Source organism: Pedobacter frigidisoli, assembly GCF_032678525.1.
In the GTDB taxonomy this organism is placed as follows: domain Bacteria; phylum Bacteroidota; class Bacteroidia; order Sphingobacteriales; family Sphingobacteriaceae; genus Pedobacter; species Pedobacter frigidisoli_A.
The window spans coordinates 14,659-40,457 of the sequence record NZ_JAVTSE010000012.1 but is presented as its reverse complement, the minus strand read 5'-3'; the positions used below and the strand labels follow the sequence as shown (position 1 = coordinate 40,457).

Genomic DNA, 25,799 nt, shown 5'->3' with positions numbered 1-25,799 from the left:
AAATGCAAGGTTAATCTGAAAGATTTATTAAGATAAATAACTCATCACGATTAGCGTAAATTGTTTTTTAAAACATCACAACCCCTTTATTTATTCATATTGATAATTGTCAAATCTTAATGTCAGATTGTTCGACAACTTAAACAGCAGGTACTTATTTTTGATTTTAATTCATGAGTTCTTGTCTATCCTCTTGAATATAAGTTGGATTGGTATACAGTTTACTAGGGACATTAAATTGTAAACCAAGGTAAAGAGCGGCATTATTGTTCGCTCTTTATTTTTTAACGACGTTGTGACGAAAGACATAGCAAGCCAACCTCAAAAGTGATCTAAGTCATTTTTTTTGGTGATCGTATCCTGGCACAAATACCAGCTTCCTTGATAGTTTTGCTGATATAAAAAGAAGTTATTTATGTCGCATACCTTTCATATACCCGTTTTAGGTTTAGGTTTTTCTATTGATACCCCTTTAAAGGTTGCCAAATACGGCATTTCCTCGGTTATTTCAATTGTTGATGATGAATTGCTCGAGCGCATGCGCGAATATCATAGTGGGAAAAGGGCACAGGGTTTTGAAGCTATTGGCAAAACAAGCGCCGATAGCCGGAGTAAGCGGATCACTGCTTATCTGAATTTTCTTCACCAGAACATCTGCACAGACTTTCTCAGCCTAAAGCAAATGGATTTTATCAGGGGAAACGAGCTTTGCCGGTATTTTGAACTTTTACCCGATACCTCACCATTAAAGCATGGATATGAGCTGATGATGGACTATCCCGAGGGCGAGCAAAAGCAGATTTTCCAGCGTTTGCTGAAAAACGGTATGGTGATGGGATCTATCGATGTGAATATCATGGCTAAGGTAGATAAGATGAATTTTGCGGATGGTGCCTACACCGGCGATGAGAATACTGATGCCCTCGCCGCCCTTCGTGGATTTGCAGAGAGCGACTTATCGTCCGCATTGATATTATCGGCAGGAATGAACCCGAAACTTTACAGCTACCTTGAACATTTCGGGGATTTCTTCCCTGATGAGAAAGGGGAGACAAAGAAAAAAATTATATTGAAGGTAAGTGACTTCAGGTCGGCAATTATTCAGAGTAAGTTTCTGGCAAAAAAGGGATTATGGGTATCTGAGTTCAGAATAGAATCGGGATTAAATTGTGGGGGCCATGCTTTTGCCACCGAAGGTTTTTTGCTCGGGCCCATTCTGGACGAATTCAAACAGCGAAAACAAAGCATGCTTGATGAATTGAAGGATATCTGTTCAAATGCGCTGAATCAAAAGGGCATTGCAGTCAAAAATACACCCGAACAGCGCATTAGTGTCCAGGGTGGGATTGGTACCGCAGAAGAAAACAGTTTTTTACTGCAATACTATGGTTTAAATGCTACCGGCTGGGGCAGTCCCTTTCTTCTCGTGCCCGAAGTCACCAATGTAGATGTTGATACTTTGGCTAAGCTTGTGCAGGCAAAGAACGACGATTTTTATTTAAGCCGCTCATCGCCACTGGGTATTCAGTTTAATAATTTTAAAGGAAGCAGTATTGAGTCGCTAAGGTTAAGTCGATTGGAAAAGGGCAGGCCCGGTAGTCCATGCACCAAAAAATATTTATGCAACAATACTGAGTTCACCGAACAGGCCATTTGCACAGCATCAAGAGAATACCAGCACCTTAAAATCAAAAGCCTGCAATCGGCAACGCTGCCGGCGGATGAATACCAAAGGAAATTGGACGAGGTTACAGAGAAAGTATGTTTGTGTGAAGGATTATGTGCCTCAGTATACCTGAAATACCAGATTAATAAACCCAAAGAGCATCTAGCTGTAGCCATTTGCCCCGGACCAAACCTAGCATATTTCAATCAGGTATATCAACTCGAAGATCTGGTAGGACATATTTACGGTAGGATCAATCTGTTAGAACAGGTAGACCGTCCACACGTTTTTATTAAGGAACTGAATTTATATATCGATTACCTGCAGAAAGACATTCAGCAACATGTACAACTTTTTACAGCTAAAAAGAAGAAGCAGCTTGAAGATTTCAGATCGCAGTTATTCAATGGCCTGAACTATTATAAAAACCTTTTTGAGGAGGTCAGGAACCAGGTTTCTTTTCAGTTTGATGAAATTGCTGAACAACTGAACCTGTCGGGGAAGGTACTGGAAAGCCTCGTCATATAATCCTGTAGAATGGCATAAATTTCTATATTTACCTCAATAACGATACATGGACAGATCAAAATTCTTAGATGCAATTATAGAAAATGCTATTGATGGGATTATTACCATTGATGACAGGGGGATTATCGAACATTTAAATCCTGCTGCTCTTGAGCTTTTCGGTTACAGCCGTGAAGAACTTATCGGGCGCAACGTTTCGGTGCTAATGCCTGAGCCTGACCGTACCCGGCATGATGGTTATCTGGAGAAATATGAGCACACCGGTAAAAAAAATATCATCGGCATAGGCAGGGAAGTGTCCGGCAGGCGGAAAGACGGTACGGCTTTCCCTTTCAGATTAGGCGTTAGCGAGGTGAATTTCAGCGACAGAAAAATATATACCGGTTTTATTCATGATTTATCCAGAGAGAAAGAAGATGAAGAGAAGATTAAATCCTATACCGAAAAACTAGAGGTAAAGATCAAAGAACGTACACGCGATCTGGTGAAACTGGTATCTGAACTCGAGGTGGCGAAAGAAAATATGAGTGCACTTTTTGAAAAGGAAAAAGAACTCAATCAGCTTAAAACACGTTTTGTATCTATGGCCTCACATGAGTTCAGGACACCCTTAAGTTCAATGCAGTTATCTGCTTCATTGATTGATAAATATAGTATCAAACAAGATGTTAAAAGTGTGGAGAAGCATACTGCTAAAATCAAAAATTCCATCAATAACCTCACCACCATATTAAACGATTTCTTGTCACTGGAAAAATTGGAAGCCGGCAAGGTAGAACCAGCTGTTACTGTTTTTAATATCATCAGCTTCGCAGAAGAGATTACAGAGGAAATGCAGCTGATGACCAAACAAAATCAGCACATCATTTACGAACATACCGGCACCACAGCGCAGGTTTTTCTGGACCCGAACCTGCTTAAAAATTGCATCATCAACTTGATCTCCAATTCCATTAAGTACTCCGGAGAAGATACTTTGATCCAGTTTAGTACGATTTTGGAGGGGGATGAGCTGATTGTAAAGGTGAGCGACAATGGTATCGGTATTCCGGAAGTTGATCAGCACAATCTGTTTGAACCATTTTTCAGGGCGCATAATACCGGCGATATACCGGGCACAGGCCTTGGCCTTAACATTGTGAAGCGTTATGTGAGTTTGATGAAGGGTTCGGTAAGCTGCGAGAGCGAGCAAAACTCCGGTACGGTTTTCATCCTTAAGTTCAGCTTTAACGCATAATACACCATTAGCATTCCTATGAACAAAAAAGTTTTGATTATTGAAGATAACGATGATATCCGTGAAAGTACTGCTGAAGTGCTTGATCTTGCAGGCTACCAGACTTATACGGCCAGGAATGGTAAGACAGGTGTAGACCTGGCGACAAGCCATCTTCCGGATGTTATTCTATGCGACATTATGATGCCTGAGCTTGACGGATATGGTGTGCTTTACCTTTTAGGTAAAAATCCCAAAACAGCCAGTATTCCGTTTATTTTCATTACAGCTAAAACAGAAAGGGCGGATATGAGAAAAGGGATGGAAATGGGAGCCGATGACTACCTGACTAAACCTTTTGATGATTTGGAATTGTTTAAAGCTATTGAAAGCCGGTTTAAGAAGAAACAGCAATCCGGTAGTTTCGGGGGAAGTGCTGCCAGTCTGCAACCTGTCCTCGATGAGCTTCGCAGAAAAGGCAAGGTGAAAACGTTGGCTGCAAAACAGGTTATTTATGTAGAAGGTGATGAGCCCACGCATCTGTACTATTTGCTACAGGGACAAGTGAAAACCTATAAGCGTTTCAAAGATGGACGAGAACTTTCTTCGACACTTTATCATGACGGCGATTTCTTTGGCTTTGAAAGTATCTGTAATGGCGAACTGTATGCCGACAATTCCGCAACACTGATTAGCTCTGAAATTATTCAGATTCAGAAATCAGACTTCATGGAATATCTACTCAATCATCAGTCGGTTTCTAAACTGTTTATTTCGTTGTTATCAGGGAGTATAAGGGATAAGGGTAAACAAATGCTTCAGCTTGCCTATTCATCTGTACGTAAACGTGTGGCTGATGCGTTGTTGCAGGTTGCAGATAAATTTGGTAACGGTGATGACAGTTGTACCATCAAAATATCCAGAGATGATCTGGCCGCACTGGTAGGTACTGCGAGCGAAACGGTGAGCAGAATGCTTGCTGACTTTAAAGAGGAGAAGCTGATTGAAAAAACCGGTAACGCCATTAATATCCTTTCCAAAGAAAAGCTGTGGAATGTAAAGCAATGATCTGTTCTATCCGAAATAGGAAATGTAATCAACATCACTTTTTAGGCTAAGCGTTCTCATCTGCCAACAACTTTGCACGTCATAGCTTTGTGTATATAAATTCTGTACATGAAAGCTATCGCATACAACATTAAACCCGATGAAAAGGAGTGGCTGGTTCTGGCCAATTACAAGAAGCATGATATAACCATCATCGCCAATAGTTTAACTGCCGATACCATCTCTTTCGCTGTAGGTAAAGAAGCACTTCTGGTATTCAATAATGATCCCCTTAATGCGTCGTTAATTCAGGGCTTACAAGCACTGGGGATAAAGTACATTGCCACTGCATCATTCGAAACTGCACATCTGGATCTCGACGCTGCGGGCCTTGCAGGAATGAAGATTGCCAATGTTCCTTTTGCAAAGGCACCTGGTGTGAAACGGCGTATGGAGCAGGTTATTCAAAACCTCGATCGATGGGCAGCAGGAAAGTGTGTGGGCAAAGCCTGCTGTTGCCAGAACAATTGTGCATCAGTTAAAGCATTGAAATAATGGGAAATCAGGCACTTTTAAAAAAGTACAATGTCGCAGCGCCTAGGTACACCAGTTATCCAACAGTCCCTTATTGGGATGTGGATCATTTTAGCAATGCTGACTGGTCAGCCTCAGTTTTGGAAACTTACAAAAAACATGGCGACGATGGAATCAGCGTATATATCCATTTGCCATTTTGTGAGCGCCTATGTACCTATTGTGGCTGCAATACCCGGATAACCCGGAATCATGGTGTAGAACGGCCCTATATCGATGCTGTGCTGAAAGAATGGGGCATGTACACCGGCATGCTTGGCGGAAAGCCAAAAATCAAAGAACTACACCTGGGTGGAGGCACACCTACTTTCTTTAGTGCCGAAAATCTGGAGCTTCTGATTGAGGGTATTGCCAGCCAGGCTATTTTTAGTGCCGAAGCTGAATTATCCTTCGAGGCCCATCCGGCCAATACCACTACCGCTCACCTCAAAAAACTGCACGCAGCAGGCTTCAGGCGCTTAAGTCTGGGAATTCAGGATTTTGATCTGAAAGTACAGCGTTTGATTAATCGCTTTCAAACCCCAGATCAGGTTTTGAAGGTGACTCAGGGGGCGCGGGCTATCGGCTATACATCTATTAATTTCGATTTGATTTACGGTCTTCCGGGTCAGCATATTGACGGTTTAAAAGAAACCATTGCAACGGTTGTTAGTATGCAGCCAGATCGTATTGCTTTCTATAGCTACGCCCACCTACCTTGGTTAAAACCCGGCCAGCGGCATTACACTGAAAAAGATCTGCCGGTCGGCGATGAGAAATTCAGGCTTTATCAGATGGGTAAAAATATGCTTACCGATGCAGGTTATGGTGATGTGGGAATGGATCATTTTGCACGGAAAAGCGATGCACTTTTCGAGGCTTTTAAGCAGGGGGCTTTGCACAGAAACTTCATGGGTTACACCACTCAGCATACCCGGCTGTTGATTGGTTTGGGTGTTTCCGCCATCAGCGATAGCTGGACAGGGTTTGCACAAAACGCCAAAACAGTTGAAGGATACCTGGAAAAGATTCACTCAGGTGAGCTCGCAGTACAAAAGGGTCATTTGCTCAGCAGCGAGGATCTGTGCATCAGGATGCATATCCTGAATATCATGTGTCGCAACAAAACGGTATTTATTCAGGGCATACCAGATCATATCAGGCAGCGTTTACGGCCTTTGCTTAACGATGAACTGATTTCCATCCAGGGAAATGGAATTCAGGTATCTGTGCAGGGGGAATCTTTTCTCCGGAATATTTGCATGGCTTTCGATGAGAAACTCTGGCTAAAACAGCAAGATGCGCAAACCTTCAGCTCGTCAATTTAAAATACAATATCATGAAAGATCAGGAAAATATTGTAGAAGCGGCAGTATGCTATCACTGTGGAGAAGATTTACCTCAGCACAAATATGCTTTCGATGGCAGAAATTTTTGCTGTGCCGGCTGTCGTGGGGTGTATAAGATTTTATCGGAAAACAACCTGTGCAATTACTATGTATATAACAGTTCTCCGGGGCAGCAGTTTAAAACAGAAAGTCATTATGAGTATCTGGATGAACCCAATATCATTAATCAGCTTCTGGATTACAGACACGAAGGTTCCAGTATTGTCACCTTTTATATTCCGGCTATTCACTGCAGTTCATGTATCTGGTTGCTCGAGCACTTATATAAAATTAATCCCGCAGTTTATCATTCAAGGATTGATTTTCTGAAAAAGCAGGTTACCATTAGCTTTAATCATGAAGGCATTTCCTTGCGGGGACTGGTGAGTACCCTTAATCAGATTGGCTACGAACCATTGATCAGTTTGCAGGATGTGGTGAAAGAACATAGCAGCTCGGTAGATCGGGCACTGGTGCTTAAAATTGCGGTTGCAGGCTTTTTGATGGGCAATGTGATGTTGTTCAGTTTTCCGGAATATTTTGGTCTGTCGGGTGTGGAAAAACAGTTCCAGTATCTGTTTGGATGGCTTAACCTAATCTTCACCATTCCAGCATCTTTTTACTGTGGGAAAGAATACTTCACTTCTGCATTTACAAGCCTCAAACACCGGCACATCAACCTGGACACACCGTTGGCGCTGATCATTGCAGTATTATTTTTACGCAGCGGATTTGAGATTGTTTTTAATACAGGTCCGGGTTTTGCAGATACTTTAACGGGACTGGTGTTTCTTTTGCTAATGGGCAAATGGTTGAAACAGCGGACGTATCATCATATTTCTTTCGACCGTGATTACCGTTCTTATTTCCCCATTGCGGTAACCACGCTTCTGGAGGGGAAAGAAAAACCCGTTTCCATTAATGAAGTCAAAATTGGCGACCGCCTGTGGGTGAGGAACGGGGAGCTGGTACCTGCCGACGCTATTTTGATGAAGGGAGATGCTTGGATGGATATGAGCTTTGTTACAGGGGAATCGGCACCGGTACATAAAGTATTGGGTGAGATCATTTACGCCGGTGGCAGGCAAACTACCGAAGCCATAGAACTGGAAGTCATTAAGCCTGTATCGCAAAGTTATCTTACCGGATTATGGAACAATGAAAACTATCAGGTCATTAAAGAAAAAGAAACTTTTAACGACAGCGTAGCAAAATATTTTAGTTTGGGCGTATTCCTGATTGCGTTTTCAGCTTCGGCGTACTGGCTTTTTCAACATGACAGCCATAAGGCATGGTCGGCCTTTACAGCAGTTATCATTGTGGCTTGTCCCTGCGTTTTAGCATTAAGCACGCCATTTACCTTATCTGCAATACTTGCCGTGTTTGATAAAAAAGGATTTTTTGTAAAGAACACCGATGCCGTTGAGGCCCTCGCCAAATGTGATACCATCATTTTTGATAAAACAGGAACGCTAACCAGTAACGAAAAGGCCGAGATCAGCTTCAATGGTTCCTTAGATGTGGAGGAAAAGATGCTGGTGGCCTCGCTGCTACGTAATTCGATTCATCCCTTAAGCAGGCATATCCTGAAAGCACTGAATGTGGCAGCATATTACACTCCTGAAAATTATCATGAAGTACCCGGCAAGGGTTTAAGTGCAAAAATCGGTACACATCAAATTTACGCAGGCCATCCATCTATTCTCCCTGGTTCAGTTCAACACCTTTCAGCAGCAGGAGTGCATATCGTGATTGATCAGCAATATAAAGGCTATTTCGATGTGGACCAGCAATGGCGGCCAGGGTTGTCGCAGTTGATCAACCGTTTATCGCCATATCCGCTTCAGCTACTGTCGGGCGACAGTGATAAAGATTACCAGATGCTCAAAACCATTTTTAGTCCGGCCACCAAGATCAGGTTCAGGCAAAGTCCGCATCAAAAATTAAATGAGGTACTCGAACTTCAGCAGCAAGGCAGAAAGGTGATGATGCTTGGCGATGGGTTGAATGATGCGGGTGCACTGAAACAAAGTAATTTCGGTATCGCACTCACGGATAACATCAATAATTTCACACCAGGTTGTGATGCAATTCTTAAAGGCAGTTCGCTTTATTTTTTACCTGATTTTACGCAGCTGGCTAAAGATGGACTAAAAATTATCAGAAGTAGTTTTGCAATTGCTATCGCGTACAATGGAGTTGGAATTTATTATGCCGTGCAGGGCACTCTTTATCCGCTGGTAGCGGCAGTACTGATGCCGATAAGCACAGTTACCATTATCTGCTTCACCACCTTCTCCACCCGTTATTTCGCACGCAAAAATAAACTGGTATGAACATCCTGTACTTTCTGGTGGGGTGCAGTGTGGTGATGGCACTTCTCTTTCTTGCTGCTTTTTTCTGGGCTTATAAAAGCGGACAGCACGACGATGTGCACACTCCAGGCATTCGTGTACTCTTTGACGATGAACCGGATGGTGAAAAAGATGATGGGAATCACTTTTCGAACTAAGCACCGTCACCGCCTGGGTTTAATGCTCAGGATACCTTTGGCATACAATAACAAACAACAATATCCTTTCCGAATGATGCAGTTAGAAAAATTTACTTACGATAACAAAATTGTCCGCAATTTCGGTATCGCCACCCTGGTTTGGGGAATCGTAGGCATGACCGTCGGCCTGCTGGCGGCCATGCAGCTCTTTAAACCGGCCATGAACATGGGTAATCAATACACTACCTTTGGCCGCATCAGGCCATTGCATACCAATGCTGTTATCTTTGCTTTTGTAGGTAACGCCATTTTTATGGGTATTTATTACTCCTTACAACGTTTACTTAAAGCGCGTATGTTCAGCGATGTGCTGAGCAAAATCCATTTCTGGGGCTGGCAACTCATTATTGTTGCAGCAGCCATTACGCTGCCTTTGGGCTTTACCACCTCTCACGAGTATGCAGAACTGGAATGGCCCATTGATATCGCCATAACCTTGATATGGGTAGTTTTTGGTATTAATATGTTCGGTACCATCTTTAAAAGGAGAGAGCGTCACCTCTATGTAGCCATATGGTTTTACATTGCCACTTTTGTAACCATTGCCGTGCTGCATATCGTCAACTCTTTTGAGTTACCGGTTTCATTTATGAAAAGCTACTATGTATATGCAGGCGTTCAGGATGCGCTGGTACAATGGTGGTATGGACATAATGCGGTGGCATTTTTTTTAACCACCCCTTATCTGGGCATGATGTATTACTATCTGCCAAAAATGGCAGGCCGGCCGGTGTATTCCTATAAACTGAGTATCCTGCATTTCTGGTCGCTAATATTCATCTACATCTGGGCAGGACCCCACCATTTGCTTTATACTTCACTGCCGGGCTGGGCACAATCTTTAGGCGTGGCTTTTTCCATTATGCTAATTGCACCAAGCTGGGGCGGAATGATTAACGGCTTATTGACATTACGCGGTGCCTGGGACAAAGTAAGGGAAGATGTTACCCTTAAATTTATGGTGGTTGCTCTTACAGCCTATGGAATGGCAACATTTGAAGGTCCAATGCTGTCGCTGAAACAAATTAATGGGGTGGCCCACTTTACCGACTGGATCGTTGCGCATGTGCATGTTGGCGCATTGGGTTGGAATGGCTTTTTAACCTTTGGAGTGTTGTACTGGTTAATCCCAAGAATTTACAAAACTTCCTTATACTCTAAAAAGCTGGCAGCATTTCATTTCTGGATTGGAACTTTAGGGATTTTGTTTTATGCCATTCCGATGTATTGGGCAGGTTTTACGCAAGGTTTGATGTGGAAGGAATTCACAACAGAAGGCTTGTTAAAATACCCGAATTTCCTGGCTACAACCTTACAGATCATCCCCATGCACGTATTGCGTTCAATTGGCGGAGCGCTGTACTTAACCGGCGTAATCGTGATGACGTATAACCTGGCGAAAACCATGCTGGGTGCGAAACTGGTGGCCAATGAACCTGCAGAAGCTATGCCTTTGCCAAAAGCAATTGAAGATCATTCGGCAGCAGACAGGGCCTGGCACAGGGTGCTGGAACGGAAACCCATGAAGTTTATGGTCCTTTCACTGATTATTATCCTGATCGGTGGAATGGTAGAGATGATGCCAACGTTTACGATTCAATCCAATGTACCCACCATTGCATCGGTAAAGCCTTACAGCGCGCTGGAGTTACAGGGAAGGGATTTATATATCCGGGAAGGTTGTGTAAACTGCCATTCGCAAACAGTTCGTCCCTTCCGTTCCGAAACCGAGCGGTACGGGGAGTATAGTAAAGCTGGTGAATTTGTTTATGATCATCCTTTTTTATGGGGCAGTAAACGTACAGGGCCCGATTTGCACCGCATTGGCGGTAAATATTCTGACGCCTGGCACTATAATCACCTGTTCGACCCTACGTCGATGTCGCCGGGAAGTATCATGCCACCATATCCCTGGCTGGTTACGCAGCAACTCGACGTCAGCACTACGCCAGCAAAAATAAGGGCGATGCAAAGTCTCGGTGTACCTTATCCAAAGGGCTATGATCAAATGGCCAATCATGATTTAACTTTCCAGGCAGAGAAGATAGCTGCAGAGCTGAAGCAAAATAATATCACCGTGAAAAGCGATCTTGAAATTGTAGCCATCATTGCTTACCTGCAACGTCTGGGTACCGATATCAAAGCAAATAAACAACAGGTTCCATCTAATTAATAATTTATGTTCAATCAGATTAAAAATTTGGCTGGTGGCGAAATCTACCTCATCAGCTCGCTGCTTATGTTCATGGTGTTCTTCATTATTGTGAGTATTTACCTGCTTAAACTGAGTAAGAAACACATTGCAATGATGAGCGAATTGCCTATCCGGGAAAATCAACACAGTAAAAATGAAGAAGCTTAAACTATCTATAATCCTTACATTTTCAACCATCGGTGCTTTTGCTGCCGATGAACAAACCATTGCAAAAGTTCCATCTGCGCCAGGCTTAGGCCTGAGCCAAACGGATATGCTCATCGTGATTTTACTTGTTTTTGCATTTGTACTGCTGGTGGTATCGGTAACCTTATTAAATGCCTTTAAAGTGATGTACCGGGAACAGCTTAATCCAACACCATATTTATCACCGGTTAAAGAAAAAGTGCTGGATTATGAAGCATGGTTAACCCTTAAAAAAAGTAAGCCCTCAGTATGGGAAAAGCTGTTAAGTTTAAAGCCTATCGAACAGGAAAAGGATCTGGAGATAGATCACGCTTACGATGGTATTAAGGAACTCAACAATCCGGTACCGGCCTGGTTTAATTTTCTTTTTTTCGGAACCATGATTTTTGCCGCAGGCTATCTCTTTTACTACCACATCGGGGGCTATGGCGATCTCCAGGATCAGGAATATGTAAAGGAAATGCAGCAAGCTGAGGTAGATAAAGCTGCTTATCTGCTAAAATCGGCCAATGCTGTTGATGAAAACACTGTCAAAGTGGACAATACGCCAACGGTGCTGGAAGAAGGAAGAGGGATTTTCACGGGTAACTGTGTAGTTTGTCATGGCGACAAGGCCCAGGGAATTATAGGGCCGAATCTAACTGATGATTACTGGCTACATGGCGGTGGGATTAACAATGTGTTCAAGACCATTAAATATGGGGTTACGGAGAAAGGGATGATCAGCTGGGAGAAAACGTTAAGTCCGAAACAGATCAGTGCTGTGGCAAATTATATCCTATCGTTGAAAGGATCGAATCCTGCAGGCGCAAAGGCGGCCCAAGGGGATAAATATGAAGAGAAAGATCCTCAGGACAATGCCATGAAAGATCCTAAAAACAGTGTAAATGCGGATAAAAAATAAAACGGAGCAAACCGGCCCGGGCAGAGACTTTCTTTATCCAAAGAGACCTTCCGGGAAGTTGTATCAATACCGTAAATGGGTGAGTTACCTGCTGCTGACTATTCTGTTTGCTTTTCCCTTTGTCAGGTTCAGAGGTGAGCAGCTGGTACTGCTGAACTTCCTGGAAAGAAAGTTTGTTTATTTCGGGTTGATTTTTACGCCTCAGGATTTTTATTTGTTTGCACTGGCAATGTTAATCTTTGTGATGGCGGTGGTTTGTTTTACTGTGGTGCTGGGCAGGCTATGGTGCGGCTGGGCATGTCCGCAAACCATTTTCATGGAAATGGTTTTCCGCAGGATTGAATACTGGATTGAAGGAGATGCAACGAAGCAGCGAAAGCTCGACGACGGACGCTGGAGCAGGGAAAAGGTATTTAAAAAGAGCATCAAACATTTTCTCTTTATACTGATTTCCTTTGCAATTGCCAATGTGTTTCTCGCCTATATGATCGGCTCTGATCAGCTGATTAAAATCATGACTGAACCGATCGCTCACCATATATCAGGTTTTGTATCTATCTGGTTCTTCACCTTTGTGTTTTATATGGTGTTTGCCTATGCAAGGGAGGTGGTATGTACGGTTATCTGTCCCTACGGAAGGCTTCAGGGGGTATTGCTTGATAACCAGAGTGTGGTTGTGGCCTATGATTATACACGGGGAGAACCGCGCGGCAGCATCCGTAAAAATAGTCATGAACCTACAAATGGCGACTGCGTAGACTGCAATCTATGCGTGCAGGTATGCCCTACAGGGATTGATATCAGGAAAGGAACGCAAATGGAATGCGTGAATTGTACAGCCTGCATTGATGCCTGCAATTCGGTGATGTTAAAGATCAACAAGCCGAAAAACCTGATTGGTTTCTATAACCAGGATTTTATTGCGGACAGGAAGCCGTATAAAGCCGGACTTAAATCCTACGGTTACGCGGCAGTTTTGTTTGTAGTGATCATGGTCTTTTCTTCACTGATATACAAGCGGGAAGATGTACAGACTACCGTGCTAAGGGCCAGTGGGACTTTATTTCAGGTACATGGTGCAGACAGTACCAGCAACTTATATAATGCAGAGATCATCAATAAAACCAACAGGCAGCTGAAAATTGAATTTAAGCCACAGGACAAAAACGATAAGATTGAATTTATACAGAACAGTATTGTATTGCCTAAAGAAGGAACGGTTCACATTGCCTTTTTTCTCATCAGGAGCAATAGACGTATCCGCGGCTACAAAACGGATGTAGGTTTTAAGGTAATCGCAGGAGGGAAGGTGATGAGCGAGGCGGGCACGAGCTTTTTCGCGGGTGTGGATCATATGGAATGATATAATAAATGTTTACTTATTGAATGAGAGAATGATGAACTGGGGAATGAAAATATTATTAGGCATGGCTAGTTTCATGCTCTTCATCATCGGCATGGTGGCTTATATGTTCCATGTACACGGGCGGGATGCCTTGATTGAGGAGAACTACTATGAAAATGGGATCAACTACGATAAAGCATACCATGCACAACAGCAGGTAGCGATTGAAAAAGCAAGTCCGAAAATTACCGTGACCGAAAATCAGATCATCATCGAACTCAAAAAGCAGGCTAGTTACGAACTTTTGCTGCTGCGCCCTTCTAACCAGCGTGATGACATGAAGCTGCGGGGAGAAACTGCTGAGCCTGCTCATCTCATTGTGGTAAACAAAAAAGGACTAGCCAGGGGCATGTGGTTCCTTCAGCTGAAATGGCGTGCCGGTAACAAAGAATATCTCTTTAAAAACAACATCACGCTGTGATGCAGCTACTGCCACTGGCTTTCCTGATGGGCTTTTTCGGAAGTCTGCACTGTGCCGTAATGTGCGGCCCCATTATGCTGGGTATGCCATTTGAAAAGAAAAGCATTCTGCAGGCGGGTTTTCAACTCTTGCTCTATCAATCGGGCCGCATACTGATATACACCCTGCTGGGGCTGTTGGCTGGTGCAGTGGGTAGCAGCATTAAAATTTTTAGCAATCAAAGAGTATTAGGCCTTTTTATCGGTACGCTGCTGATATTGCTTACTTTGCTACAGTTTCACAAGGCTTATGGAAAACGTTTATCTCAGGTTCAGCTATACGCCTTGAAGCCTTTAACCAGTTTGATGGGCAAAATTTTCCAGTTCAGGTACTGGAGTTTTCTTGCCGGCATACTTAACGGATTGATTCCCTGTGGAATGGTTTATCTGGCTATGGCTACCGCATTAAGTACAGCCAGTATGCAGTCGGGCGGGGTGTTTATGTTTCTTTTCGGAATGGGTACAGTTCCGCTAATGATGATGGTTTCTCTTGGTGGTTTTTACCTTAAAAAATACATTCACTTTAATACCCGGAAAATTCTTCCATATCTAACGCTCCTTCTGGGAATGCTCTTTATACTCCGCGCAGCGGAGTTGGGCATTCCCTTTTTCTCGCCCGAAAATCTCCACGGCTACAGTCATGTGGCAGACTGTAAATAATTCTCCCTGTTTACAGTTTTGATTTAGCATTGCAAAAACCTTGTATTCTGTTTATTAAGCTTCTTAATAGATTTTACCTATCATATCATAGAATTAAATGATTGTGATTGGTTGAATCAATGTTTTAATTTTATCTCAATATTTAAACATAAAGCTTAAATTAGTATTTATCTAACAGAACATAAAAATAAAACATGGACAACGGATCAAACGACATCAGCAAATGCCCATTTCACAATGGCGCTATGAAAACTAACGTTGGCGGTGGGGGTACCCGCAACCACGACTGGTGGCCAAATCAATTGAAACTTAATATTCTTCGTCAGCATTCATCTTTATCTGATCCAATGGGTGATGATTTTAGTTATGCTGAAGCATTTAAAAGCCTTGATCTTGAAGCGGTGAAAAGCGATCTGCATGCATTGATGACGGATTCACAAGACTGGTGGCCGGCAGATTTCGGACATTATGGTGGTTTGTTTATCCGTATGGCCTGGCACAGTGCAGGTACCTATCGTGTTGGAGATGGCCGTGGTGGTGCGGGTGCAGGATTACAGCGTTTTGCGCCATTGAACAGCTGGCCTGATAATGTGAGTTTAGACAAGGCCCGAAGGTTATTGTGGCCGATAAAACAAAAATACGGGCGTAAAATTTCATGGGCGGATTTGATTATCCTTACCGGAAATATCGCACTTGAGTCGATGGGCTTTAAAACCTTCGGCTTTGCAGGTGGCAGGGAGGATTTATGGGAAGCGGATGAATCAGTATATTGGGGTGCCGAGAAAACCTGGTTAGGTGGTGATTTACGCTATGCACACGGCTCTGATGGTGCGCACAAAGATCACGGTGTATTGGTGAGTGATGATGATGCCGATGGCGATGTGCATACCCGCAATCTGGAAAAACCACTGGCAGCGGTGCAAATGGGTTTAATTTATGTAAATCCTGAAGGACCGGATGGTAATCCTGATCCGCTTCTTTCAGCTAAAGATATCCGCGATACTTTCGGTCGCATGGCGATGAACGACGAGGAAACGGTAGCACTTATTGCAGGAGGCCATACCTTTGGTAAAACACATGGAGCCGCTTCGGCAGATCATGTAGGTAAAGAACCTGAAGCAGCGGGTATAGAGAGTCAGGGATTTGGATGGAGCAATAGCTATGGATCGGGTAAAGGTGCAGATACTATTACCAGCGGTTTAGAGGTAATCTGGACAACTACGCCAACCAAATGGAGCAATAACTTCTTCGAGAACCTGTTCAAATACGATTGGGAACTGACCAAAAGCCCTGCAGGTGCACACCAATGGGTAGCCAAAAATGCGGAAGCGATTATTCCTGATGCTTACGATAGCGCTAAGAAGCACCTTCCAACTATGCTGACAACGGATTTAGCTTTAAGGTTCGACCCGGCTTATGAAAAGATTTCAAGAGGGTTTCTTGAAAATCCGGATGCCTTTGCTGACGCTTTTGCACGTGCGTGGTACAAATTAACACACCGTGATATGGGGCCAAAAGACCGTTATTTAGGTCCGGATGTACCACAGGAAGAATTACTTTGGCAAGATCCGATTCCTGCTGTAGATCACACCCTGATTGATGATAATGATATCGCTGCTTTAAAAGGTAAAATATTGGGTTCGGGATTAACGGTATCTGAACTGGTTTCCACCGCCTGGGCTTCAGCTTCCACTTTCCGTGGATCCGATAAACGTGGTGGTGCAAACGGTGCACGGATCCGTCTGGCCCCTCAAAAAGACTGGGAGGTGAATCAGCCTGCACAGTTAAGCAAAGTATTAAACGTACTTGAAGGTATTCAGAACGAATTCAATGCTGCGCAGTTCGATGGGAAAAAAGTCTCCCTTGCCGATTTAATTGTACTGGCTGGTAATGCCGCTATCGAAAAATCAACAGGAAGTGCAACTCAAGTGCCATTTTATCCAGGTCGTATGGATGCTTCCCAAGAACAAACCGATGTAGAATCATTCGGCTACCTGGAGCCACTGTCTGACGGTTTCCGTAACTACCGCAAATCGAAATTTGGAGTGTCTACAGAAGAATTGTTGATCGACAGGGCTCAGCTACTCAACCTTACTGCACCTGAACTTACCGTGTTGCTAGGTGGATTGAGAGTGCTGGATATCAATGCTGACGGTTCGAAAAACGGCGTGTTTACTGAACGCCCTCAGCAGCTGTCGAATGATTTCTTTGTAAATTTACTGGATATGAACGTAGCCTGGAAAGCGACGTCGGATGACAAAGAAGTTTACCTGGGTACTAACCGTGCAACAGGTCAACCAAAATGGACTGCCACCCGTGCTGATCTGGCTATTGGCTCAAACGCCGAGTTAAGGGCGATTGCCGAGGTTTATGGAAGCGCTGATGCAAACGATAAATTTGTGAAGGATTTTGTAAAAGCCTGGAACAAGATTATGAATGCTGATCGTTTCGATCTGGTATAAATTAGTTTAATTTAGTTCAAAAGGCCATCCGGTTTATTATTGGAGGCCTTTTCCATTGGAATAATTTGTGGTGATAAGATTTGATGGCTCATACGAGTGATAGGCTGACCGATTTACCATTAAGATCAAAAACAACAGCAGTATTGATGGCCTGAAGCCCCGTTTCTGTTTGCATAATCCTGTAACGGACAATGTCATGCCGGCTAAAAATTTGGTCGGCATTTTTATTGACAAAAGCGATTTCCTGATTATTACAATCTACAATGATTCCGCTGCATTTTACATGACTATACGATACTACAATTCCGGTTCTTAACATAATGGATAGTTGTTTTTGTTTGATAATAAGGTGAACATTAATGCTGGTTCCCTTGTAAGATTTCATTGAAATTTTCAAGCAGTTTAATGTATCTGTCCATCCAGTAATAAACAGATTCATTATCACCTCTGTCAAGGTTCTTATTTTCAAGCAGCGACTTGATGCTGTCTATTTCGTGGTAAATTCTCAATTTATTCGGGAATTCAACAGAAAAGTCGTGATCGATAATCTGAGCAAGCTTGTGTATGTTTTCTGTGGAAATGCAGTCGCTTTCGAACCAGTTGTACAGGGTTCGCCTGCTGACGTTCATTTTACGGGCAATTTCACTAATCCCCATTCGGTTGCGCCTGATGATGCGTTCAACCATATGACCCTCATGTCTCAGTGTTTGACCAGCAGAGGTTGCTTTTTTTGTTTGTAAAACAATTGAAGAAATATCCTCTTTAGAATTATTTTCAGCTTGCATATTCTCTGCGTTTAAAGGCGTATTCATAAATATTTCAACTTGCGTTTCCAACGCGCGGTTAAAAATGGATTTATGGAACGACTAACTATCTAACGCAGGGATATGTAAATTTACTCCAAGAGACAATTAATTTCAACCTGTTTAAGCTCAATTAATAGCTGTAAAAGCTCTATTTGTTTTTTAAGGGATTGGTTGTGATATTTCAATGGTAGGATTTACCCTCCTCATCAACACTAACTATCAGATTCTTGCATAACGAGTTATCCTGAAGGTATTTTTTATAACGTATAGAAAAATTAGATGGATTAGAGAAGTTAAGAATATTTGCCACTTGCCCTTTGGTATATTTCCTTTCGCTTAAATAGTTGAAAGCCAGTTTCATCTGCAATTGCCGATAGTAGTTAAATAACGTTGTTCCATACTTCTTTTTAAAATTGCGTTTTAAGCTTGAAGGCGGATATGCCATATTGTTTCGAAAGACCCAACACTCCGGGAAAGCCATTGAGCAGGCTATTGTGAAGCGTTTGTTCTATCTCATTCATGAGCTCATCGTTCGTATTACCTAAACGAAGTGTTTTTGGGATTTGTTTAGTGTGATTGTGATCCAGAGGACCTATGTCAAATATATTGGCGTAGAAACCCATTACTTGTCCTGATACGATCTCCGGAATATATATAGTGCGACTTTTTTTAATTTCTCCAGACGCTAGTGTAATGAGCATTTCGAACGCTTGCTCGCTTCCCTGAAGTGCTGATATCAAATATTCTTCTCTTTTTTCAAAGTGTGTTCCCAGGAAATCACGGATGTGCATTTTATTAATCATGTCCTGTGGACCGATACCAAACCATTCAAAATGCGCTGCATTTGCATATCTGCACATCAGGTTGTAATCCCAGTAAGAAATTAATATTAGCGTATTTTGTAGTGCACGAAAAGCCCTGTTGTGGAGCGGTTCGTTATCACCCTGTATTGACATGTCTAATAAATTAGCTGTTAGGTAAGTATCAAATTTACTATTAATGTAATTTAACAGAAGCGAGTAAAAATACGTGAATTTCAATTTTTTAAGACAATTAATAGCTATCTAAATTTTTCTTGAAAACGGTAATTCTGTAAAGTTTTTTCAAAGACTATACAGTTTAGATACAAATGAATATTGGTAGATAAACAACCTGGTTGTTTTTATTACTTTGGTAACATTGAATTCAGTAAGTATAAATTACCATTTTCTTCTATTTCATCAATTGCTTAGGAACAGTAGTCAGATGCTGAAAATATTAATTTTCGAATCCCGCGAGATTGTGCTGGAACACTTAAGGACTTTACTGGCAGGGCAAAGCTTTTGCGAGATCGTGGAAACAACGATGAGTAAAGATGGGTGGATTGATTTTTTGCGTTCTGAATCGCCTCTTGATATTGGCATTGCCGGTTGGAATAGTTCGAGGAGTAATGGTTTGGAATGGCTGTCGGAAGCAAAAAATATCAGGCCCGAACTGCCGCTGTTAACCATGGGTAATATTTCAGTTGCTGAACAAATCAGGCAGGTGTTTTTTTCGGGAGCTTCGGGATATATATTAAGCACTATCGGCAGAGAGGAGTTACTGTTTGCCATCAGGCACCTGGTTATGGGTGGTGAATATATTTCCAGCCAGCTGGGTGTAGATAAGTTCAAACTTGATGATGTTTCGGTGACGAAAATACTTCCGGTAGCAGATAAGGATTATTCGGCAGCAGAGCTACGGCTGTTCCAGGCCATTTCTGATGGCTTAAATAGTAAGGAAATAGGGGATATCTTCTTTCTCAGCCGGCGAAGCATTGAAAGCCGGCGGGCCGGCTTACTGGCAAAAGTAGGCGTCAGGAATACCGCTGCATTAATTAAATATGCAGCGATGAGGGGCCTGGTTACTTAGGAAAAATCCCTTACAATAATTGCCGGATTACTTTAGCCATTCCACTTTCAATTTTTTCACATTCTCCATTTCTTGCAGTATTATGATATTATTTGCCTTAGATGATTTATTTTTGCGATGAACCTTGCCGGTAGGCACTAAAATGGTCACATTGATTAGTAATAGCCTATCTAAAGCATTTCGCAATTTTTAATTGCGATCATCAGTATATCATCGGGAAGCCAGAACATGAATAATAATAGTAACGAACAAATCAACCAGGGAAATAGCAAACCAGATATCAAAGCAGTATTTTTTGATGTGGATGGCACATTAGTCAGTTTCAAAACAAATCGCATTCCAAACTCTACTAAAAGAGCACTTGAAGCACTCCGTAACAAAGGCATTAAAGTAATCGTAGCGACCGGGCGTTCCATTCAGGCCCTGGAAGTTTTAAACGAGTTGTCTTTTGATGGATTTATTTGTTTTAATGGAGGGCTTTGCGCCACTACCGATGGAGAGATTCTGCATAAACAACCCATGCATGCAGAAGATATAAAGGCACTGGTGGATTATCAGAAAAAATACAACATGAATTTCGCATTAATGTATCATGATGGCGTTTTCGTGCATACGATTACCGATATGGTGAAACAAATGCATGATCATATCAACCTGCCTTTGCCTCCGCTATTGGATCCTGAAAATGTGGATTTTGGAAATGTGTTACAGGCAAATGTTTTCATGAACCCGGAGGAGGAAGTGCTGTTCATGGAAAACGTGATGCCCAACTGCGTGGCAAGCAGGTGGACACCATTGTTTGCTGACGTAAATGCCGGCGGATTAAATAAATATGTTGGTATCGAAATTTTCTGTAAGCATTTTGATATTCAACCTTCTCAAACGATGGCCTTTGGCGATGGGGGTAATGATATTGCCATGCTCACGCATACTGCCATTGGAGTAGCCATGGGCGATGCCAATACAGGCGTTAAAGCCATAGCCGACTATACCACTGCTGATGTAGATGACGATGGTATCTGGAAGGCATTGGTACACTTTGGTGTTTTGGAGGATGTGGCTGACTTTGTTGCCGACTAAGCTGCATTACCCGAACAATTTCAATAAATCTTCTTTCCCAAGCGATTTCAATATACCGTCATCGCTTGGGATCAATTCACCCGCGAGCTTTCTTTTCCGATCCTGTATCTCTAAAATTCTTTCTTCCAGGGTATCCTTGCAGATCATCCGGTAGGCCATTACATGTTTGTCTTGCCCGATACGGTAGCAACGGTCGATGGCCTGGTTCTCTACAGCTGGGTTCCACCAGGGGTCGATCAGGTAAACATAGTCGGCAGCCGTGAGGTTCAGACCCGTTCCGCCAGCTTTTAAACTGATCAGAAAAACCCTGCAATCCTCATCATTCTGAAATCTGTTTACAGCGGCCTTTCTCTTGTCCAGCTTCGTACTGCCATCCAGGTAGGCATAAGTTATGCCTTGTTGTTCCAGTTCCACTTTGATTAAATCCAGCATTCCTGTAAAAGCCGAAAAAACCAATAACTTATGTCCAGTCGTCTTTTCCATGATGTGTTCCATTAGTTCGGTGATTTTGCATGGAGCGCCTTCATAGGCCGGTGCATCTTTGATGAGCGCCGGAGAATTGCAAATCTGCCTTAGGGCCATTAATCTCCTCAATACCTCAAACTGTGAATTTTCCAGGCCTACAGAATCAATCTTGTTGACCAGTTCGGCCTTGAATTCCTTGCTGTAACTATCGTAAATCCTTCGTTGTGCGGGTTCCATTTTACACCATATCGTCATCTCTGTTTTTGGTGGCAGATCTGTGGCAACCTGCTTTTTAGTACGCCTTAAGATAAACGGCCTGGTCATTTTAAGCAGCGTATCCGCACGTTCTTTATCTTTGTCATCTCCGTTCACTGCAAGGTTATCATTAAACATGCGCATACTCCCAAAGAAGCCTGGATTAACAAAGTTCATCAACGCATAAAGATCCGACGAACTGTTTTCTACTGGTGTTCCCGTGAGCGCAAGCCTGTGTTGTGGTGCAAGGAGCGTTGCCATTTTATATTTTTTGGAATAGGGATTTTTAATGGCCTGCGCCTCATCCAGGATTACATAATCAAAATTGATTACCTTTAAAAATTCGATATCTACTGCAGCTGTACCGTAAGATGTAATGACGAGATCATACTTTTTCAACTCGTCGGTATTTTTTTCGCGAAGCAAACCATGAAAAACCAATACTTTCAATTCAGGACAGAATTTTGCTGCTTCATCCTGCCAGTTGTATAGCAAAGACGCCGGAGCTAGTAACAAATGCGGACCAGCTACAAGCCTGTTATTTTTGAGGTGCTGAAGCAAGGTAAGTATCTGCAGGGTTTTACCCAGGCCCATATCATCAGCCAGCAGGCCTCCCCATTTTAAGGAATGCAGGTGGCAAAGCCAGCTAAAGCCAATCAACTGGTAGGGGCGCAATACTGCATTCAGGTTATTGGGAACTGGCATACGGGGTATTTTCTCCAGCTCGCTAAATAGTCTGTCTCTTTCTGCCACCATATTGGCCAGATCCGGCCTTTCTGCTTTCTTGTATAAGTGATCGATGAGCATATAGTGTTGCCCGGTCAGTTTTACTCCATTATCTGTTATTGTACCGCTGCGGAAAATAGCACCAAGCTTTTTGAAAAACTCCTTCGGTAGATGTGCCGTTTTTCCATTAGCGAGCACCAAGGTATCTGCACCCTTTCTGATTGCTTTTTGGATTTCTTCGGGGCTGAGTCGCAGATTTCCGAAAGTTACTGATACGCCGATATCCAGGGAGCCATTTTCCTGCTGGATCTTTACATCAATCTCAGGCAGCTCCATATGAAAATCAATGCCAGTCAGGTTCTCCAGGCCTGAAAACGTGATGTCAGGATCAGTAAGGTTATAAATCGTCCTGGCAAACCAGTGGTCTCTTTTAAGGGTGTCTTTAGTCAGGTAAAAATAGGGCAGGGATTCCTGCTGTTTAAATGTTGGGTGGAGTGCTATAAAAAGCGCTTTAAAAGTAGCTTCCTCTGCTTTGTTTCGTTGTAATACTCGTAACTGACCATTTTCCATTTTCGGAAACTCAATGCCGGCAGACTGCACAGGGACAACCAGTCCATCAGGGTAAATAACCTCGGGAATAAAAGCCACAAATTCACCCTGATCAACGGTTCTGATTAGTTTGGCTTGAATGTTAAGCAACGTCGGGTCTGCTTTTTTTGTCAGCTCAAACCTCACCGGAAAATTCGATGCGAGATTCAATAATATGGCCCGGTTAAATTCTTCAAAGTCCTTTTCGAGGATGGTAAAAGTTGCTCTCGCCCGGAATATTTCGCTTATAGCCTTTCCTTCTTCCAGGTTACGGAACTGGTGGAACAAACCTGGGGATTGTTTTAGTGAAAAGAAAAATGGATCGTTGTTCGGCAATACTTCAGCAATCTCGCAATCCTGGCCGTTTAAGCGGGCGTTGACCCTAAGCTTGTAATGGCCGCTATGTTGGGACAGGGTAAAGATAAACGAAGCCTCCTCATCCGTGAGCGCAAATGGTGTCATGCTGTCTTTAGTAAGCGTCGCTTTGGAGAGCAACTTATTGTAAAAAGTGTGGTAAAACAAATGCTTTTGTTCCTTTAGAACTGGTAGCAGTTGTTTCCAGTAGTTGAAAGCGGTATACCGCAAGGCTGCAGTATTCTCGTCGACAACATATCTGGATTGCTTATATTCCGTTTCAAAATTTAAAAGCAGATCAAAATCCTGACTGTATGCATGAAGTAATTTATCGGTTAAATTTAATCGCTTATCTGCAAACACAGGTTTATAAAAATTTACAAATGATTTGATGTCATGGCCATACTGATAAAAAATTGCCCGGCAAGGAATCAGCATAGGAATATTCAGATCACGCTGCGCACCAACAATATAAACCACCCCGGTTAATTCTTCGTCTTTTGTTTTTACCGGCAACGGGGAGAATGCCGGGTAACCCATAAAGGATTCTGGTTTGATGGCATTTTGATAATTGTATATGTGGCCGTATTCACGTTTGGGGAGCACACTAATACCGGAATAGTTCCCTTTTAGTACCAGATACCTTTCAAAAAAGTCGGGGTCGGTGAAGGGGTGTTGTTTAAAGCGACCGAAGAACTTGAATTCCTTTCGATCGATCATTTTATTAAAAAGTTTAATGGCGTGGCTGCAAAGCCCTGTTACCTCTTGTGAGCAATTGCAGGATACCGTAATGTATCCATCCATCAGGCTGATCTTTTGCTCATGATATTCCTGCCATCCTGAACGGACGATGATGGTCTGCTCTTTAAAATCAGTAACGCTGTAATCGCAGTAAGGATATTTCTCCTTTTTCATCTCTTCTGTAATCATCACGTCGGCTGGGTAGGGTAGCTGAGTCTTCACGTTCAGTTGCAGTTTGTAAGGCGTGGAAGCGTTCCTTTTTGAACTATTTTTTTTTATCATAATGATCCTATTCTCTATCCGTGATAATGTATTTTATTCTCTATCGTCTTCATGTGAAGATGTTTACTTGCCATCAACTCGTATACTGCCAGTTTCACAAATAAAGGTTTGATCATGGGGTCGAAACGGGAAAACTTTAAGTGCGTATAAATATCAACAGGTTGCTGTGGGTATTTGAAAAACGAACGTTCAAGTAACTTCATAACCGCTGTTTTATATTTATTAATGATCTCGAGCCTCGCGTCGTCAGGAATGATATAGTCATATTCCTCGTATGTGATGCGGCTGTTTTCTTTTGTTCCTTTCTTTTTGTTAACTACATCCCATGGATGAATAAGGCAATATTGAATTTTGCCCGCCTGGTAGGTTTTGATACCTCTTATAGCTCGCTTTTCATGGAAACCGTAGGGGTCGGGAATTAAGTTTAATTCTACATCTGATGTGGAGTGAAAAATAGCTTTTAAAGCAAGTTTATCATTATCATGAAGCTTTACGCCATCATTGAGTTCTTCATAATCGCGATAAAAATAGGGTTGCTTCCCCATCAGAAATGAAACTTCTTCCTGAGTGTATCCAGATGCAATTCGTGAAATGCAACATTGATATCGGATCGTAAATTCACTTTGAGTCATTAAACCCGAATAATGATACGGTGTGTTCATAATTAGATTTGTTATAGTCTGTAAATGTTTATTGGTTAAATATCACTAATGTAATGTTTAACATTACTAAAGTAATTATAAACAGTCTATTTTCCAAATTATTATTATCACTTTGTTCAATGCGCTTATCTTTAAATGAATTCTGAAGAAAATTTCAATTGTGATGACCAAATTAGGAGAGTATTTAGCTAAACGATCTGTTAGTAAAGCCACATTAGCAAAAAAGACAGGCATTACCAAACAACGGTTAAATGACCTCACCTTAAAGGATAATGCGAGGCCAATGGGCTTTGAACTTTATCTGATAGCGCTTGCAATTGAAGCAGAGGTTGTGGAGATAAATAAGTTTTTATACGGACACCTGAAACTGAAGGAAGAAATGGAGGGGTAATCGCATTATAGGCTTAATTTATGGTCAAAGTATAAGCTAAGCCGTAAAACCTCTGTATCTGGTATTAAAAAGTGCTAAGCTACATTATTGCCTTTTTCTGCTTGACGTAATGCTGTGTTGGTGTCAAGGTATATTGATAGTAGGCAACAGGCATAATCCTCCCACTACGGCCTATAACTTGTCCGGGTTTTGTACGTGTCTGGAACGTGTCTGGAACGTGTCTGCTACGTCTTTTTACGTTTCAGGTACGATCCTGGTATGCTCTTAGTTAGTACTAGCCCTTTACCGGTTATATG

General features: G+C 42.4%; 23 protein-coding genes. 17 read left to right on the top strand and 6 right to left on the bottom strand.

The window, feature by feature from the left end:
* Positions 1 to 415 precede the first annotated feature (415 nt).
* The 14 genes from R2Q80_RS21730 to katG all read left to right on the top strand — a co-directional run bounded on the left by R2Q80_RS21730 (position 416) and on the right by katG (position 17,263).
* Entirely contained in the window at positions 416 to 2,194 is a 1,779-nt protein-coding gene (locus tag R2Q80_RS21730; RefSeq protein WP_316801626.1) for a hypothetical protein, read from the top strand.
* A gap of 46 nt (positions 2,195 to 2,240) precedes the next feature.
* On the top strand, positions 2,241 to 3,431 hold the full coding sequence (locus R2Q80_RS21725; protein WP_316801625.1) for a PAS domain-containing sensor histidine kinase: 1,191 nt from the start codon (positions 2,241 to 2,243) through the stop codon (positions 3,429 to 3,431).
* Positions 3,432 to 3,449: 18 nt separating this feature from the next.
* On the top strand, positions 3,450 to 4,478 hold the full coding sequence (locus R2Q80_RS21720) for a response regulator (protein ID WP_316801624.1): 1,029 nt from the start codon (positions 3,450 to 3,452) through the stop codon (positions 4,476 to 4,478).
* Between the two features lie 108 nt (positions 4,479 to 4,586).
* The gene (locus R2Q80_RS21715; RefSeq protein ID WP_316801623.1) at positions 4,587 to 5,012 is read left to right on the top strand and encodes a lactate dehydrogenase; all 426 of its coding nucleotides are present in this window, start codon (positions 4,587 to 4,589) and stop codon (positions 5,010 to 5,012) included.
* On the top strand, positions 5,012 to 6,358 hold the full coding sequence (hemN, locus tag R2Q80_RS21710) for an oxygen-independent coproporphyrinogen III oxidase (RefSeq protein WP_316801622.1): 1,347 nt from the start codon (positions 5,012 to 5,014) through the stop codon (positions 6,356 to 6,358). The genes R2Q80_RS21715 and hemN overlap by 1 nt, the downstream gene beginning before the upstream one ends.
* 11 nt (positions 6,359 to 6,369) lie before the next feature.
* On the top strand, positions 6,370 to 8,754 hold the full coding sequence (locus R2Q80_RS21705; RefSeq protein WP_316801621.1) for a heavy metal translocating P-type ATPase: 2,385 nt from the start codon (positions 6,370 to 6,372) through the stop codon (positions 8,752 to 8,754).
* Positions 8,751 to 8,930: a cbb3-type cytochrome oxidase assembly protein CcoS gene (gene ccoS, locus R2Q80_RS21700; RefSeq protein ID WP_316801620.1), complete on the top strand. Its 180-nt coding sequence runs from the start codon at positions 8,751 to 8,753 to the stop codon at positions 8,928 to 8,930. Before R2Q80_RS21705 ends, ccoS begins: the two co-directional genes overlap by 4 nt.
* 76 nt (positions 8,931 to 9,006) lie before the next feature.
* Positions 9,007 to 11,145 (top strand): cytochrome-c oxidase, cbb3-type subunit I, encoded by a 2,139-nt coding sequence (gene ccoN / locus R2Q80_RS21695; protein WP_316801640.1) that lies wholly within the window; start codon positions 9,007 to 9,009, stop codon positions 11,143 to 11,145.
* A 6-nt stretch (positions 11,146 to 11,151) separates the two neighbouring features.
* Complete coding sequence (locus R2Q80_RS21690; RefSeq protein ID WP_316801619.1) at positions 11,152 to 11,334, top strand: hypothetical protein; 183 nt, start codon at positions 11,152 to 11,154, stop codon at positions 11,332 to 11,334.
* The gene (locus R2Q80_RS21685; protein WP_316801618.1) at positions 11,321 to 12,277 is read left to right on the top strand and encodes a cbb3-type cytochrome c oxidase N-terminal domain-containing protein; all 957 of its coding nucleotides are present in this window, start codon (positions 11,321 to 11,323) and stop codon (positions 12,275 to 12,277) included. The genes R2Q80_RS21690 and R2Q80_RS21685 overlap by 14 nt, the downstream gene beginning before the upstream one ends.
* Positions 12,261 to 13,640 carry a cytochrome c oxidase accessory protein CcoG gene (gene ccoG, locus R2Q80_RS21680; RefSeq protein ID WP_316801617.1) on the top strand — a complete coding sequence of 460 codons (1,380 nt, stop codon included), beginning with the start codon at positions 12,261 to 12,263 and terminating at the stop codon, positions 13,638 to 13,640. The genes R2Q80_RS21685 and ccoG overlap by 17 nt, the downstream gene beginning before the upstream one ends.
* Positions 13,641 to 13,686: 46 nt before the next feature.
* A complete protein-coding gene (locus R2Q80_RS21675; protein WP_316801616.1) occupies positions 13,687 to 14,103 on the top strand; it encodes a FixH family protein in 417 nt (138 codons plus the stop codon).
* Positions 14,103 to 14,801 carry a sulfite exporter TauE/SafE family protein gene (locus tag R2Q80_RS21670; protein ID WP_316801615.1) on the top strand — a complete coding sequence of 233 codons (699 nt, stop codon included), beginning with the start codon at positions 14,103 to 14,105 and terminating at the stop codon, positions 14,799 to 14,801. The genes R2Q80_RS21675 and R2Q80_RS21670 overlap by 1 nt, the downstream gene beginning before the upstream one ends.
* 194 nt (positions 14,802 to 14,995) lie before the next feature.
* The gene (gene katG, locus R2Q80_RS21665; protein WP_316801614.1) at positions 14,996 to 17,263 is read left to right on the top strand and encodes a catalase/peroxidase HPI; all 2,268 of its coding nucleotides are present in this window, start codon (positions 14,996 to 14,998) and stop codon (positions 17,261 to 17,263) included.
* 88 nt (positions 17,264 to 17,351) lie between these two features.
* On the opposite strand, the gene R2Q80_RS21660 is transcribed toward katG, so the two are convergent.
* The 4 genes from R2Q80_RS21660 to R2Q80_RS21650 form a co-directional block, all read right to left on the bottom strand.
* The gene (locus tag R2Q80_RS21660) at positions 17,352 to 17,648 is read right to left on the bottom strand and encodes a hypothetical protein (RefSeq protein WP_316801613.1); all 297 of its coding nucleotides are present in this window, start codon (positions 17,646 to 17,648) and stop codon (positions 17,352 to 17,354) included.
* Entirely contained in the window at positions 17,620 to 18,048 is a 429-nt protein-coding gene (locus tag R2Q80_RS21655) for a helix-turn-helix transcriptional regulator (RefSeq protein WP_316801612.1), read from the bottom strand. The genes R2Q80_RS21660 and R2Q80_RS21655 overlap by 29 nt, the downstream gene beginning before the upstream one ends.
* A 202-nt stretch (positions 18,049 to 18,250) precedes the next feature.
* On the bottom strand, positions 18,251 to 18,514 hold the full coding sequence (locus R2Q80_RS21960) for a helix-turn-helix domain-containing protein (RefSeq protein ID WP_410478782.1): 264 nt from the start codon (positions 18,512 to 18,514) through the stop codon (positions 18,251 to 18,253).
* On the bottom strand, positions 18,477 to 19,025 hold the full coding sequence (locus R2Q80_RS21650) for a PAS domain-containing protein (protein WP_316801611.1): 549 nt from the start codon (positions 19,023 to 19,025) through the stop codon (positions 18,477 to 18,479). The genes R2Q80_RS21960 and R2Q80_RS21650 overlap by 38 nt, the downstream gene beginning before the upstream one ends.
* Positions 19,026 to 19,314: 289 nt before the next feature.
* Between R2Q80_RS21650 and R2Q80_RS21645 the strand changes: the two genes are divergently transcribed.
* Both R2Q80_RS21645 and R2Q80_RS21640 read left to right on the top strand, forming a co-directional pair.
* Positions 19,315 to 19,959, top strand: a complete 645-nt coding sequence (locus R2Q80_RS21645; RefSeq protein ID WP_316801610.1) for a response regulator transcription factor — start codon at positions 19,315 to 19,317, stop codon at positions 19,957 to 19,959.
* A 228-nt stretch (positions 19,960 to 20,187) separates the two neighbouring features.
* Positions 20,188 to 21,039 (top strand): Cof-type HAD-IIB family hydrolase, encoded by an 852-nt coding sequence (locus R2Q80_RS21640; RefSeq protein ID WP_316801609.1) that lies wholly within the window; start codon positions 20,188 to 20,190, stop codon positions 21,037 to 21,039.
* Positions 21,040 to 21,045: 6 nt separating this feature from the next.
* Here R2Q80_RS21640 and R2Q80_RS21635 read toward each other — a convergent pair whose 3' ends face one another.
* Positions 21,046 to 24,390, bottom strand: coding sequence for a DEAD/DEAH box helicase (locus R2Q80_RS21635; protein WP_316801608.1), 3,345 nt, complete (start codon positions 24,388 to 24,390; stop codon positions 21,046 to 21,048).
* Positions 24,391 to 24,464: 74 nt separating this feature from the next.
* A complete protein-coding gene (locus tag R2Q80_RS21630) occupies positions 24,465 to 25,112 on the bottom strand; it encodes a hypothetical protein (protein WP_316801607.1) in 648 nt (215 codons plus the stop codon).
* 163 nt (positions 25,113 to 25,275) lie between these two features.
* Between R2Q80_RS21630 and R2Q80_RS21625 the strand changes: the two genes are divergently transcribed.
* The gene (locus tag R2Q80_RS21625) at positions 25,276 to 25,503 is read left to right on the top strand and encodes a helix-turn-helix domain-containing protein (protein WP_316801606.1); all 228 of its coding nucleotides are present in this window, start codon (positions 25,276 to 25,278) and stop codon (positions 25,501 to 25,503) included.
* The last annotated feature ends 296 nt before the right edge of the window (positions 25,504 to 25,799 follow it).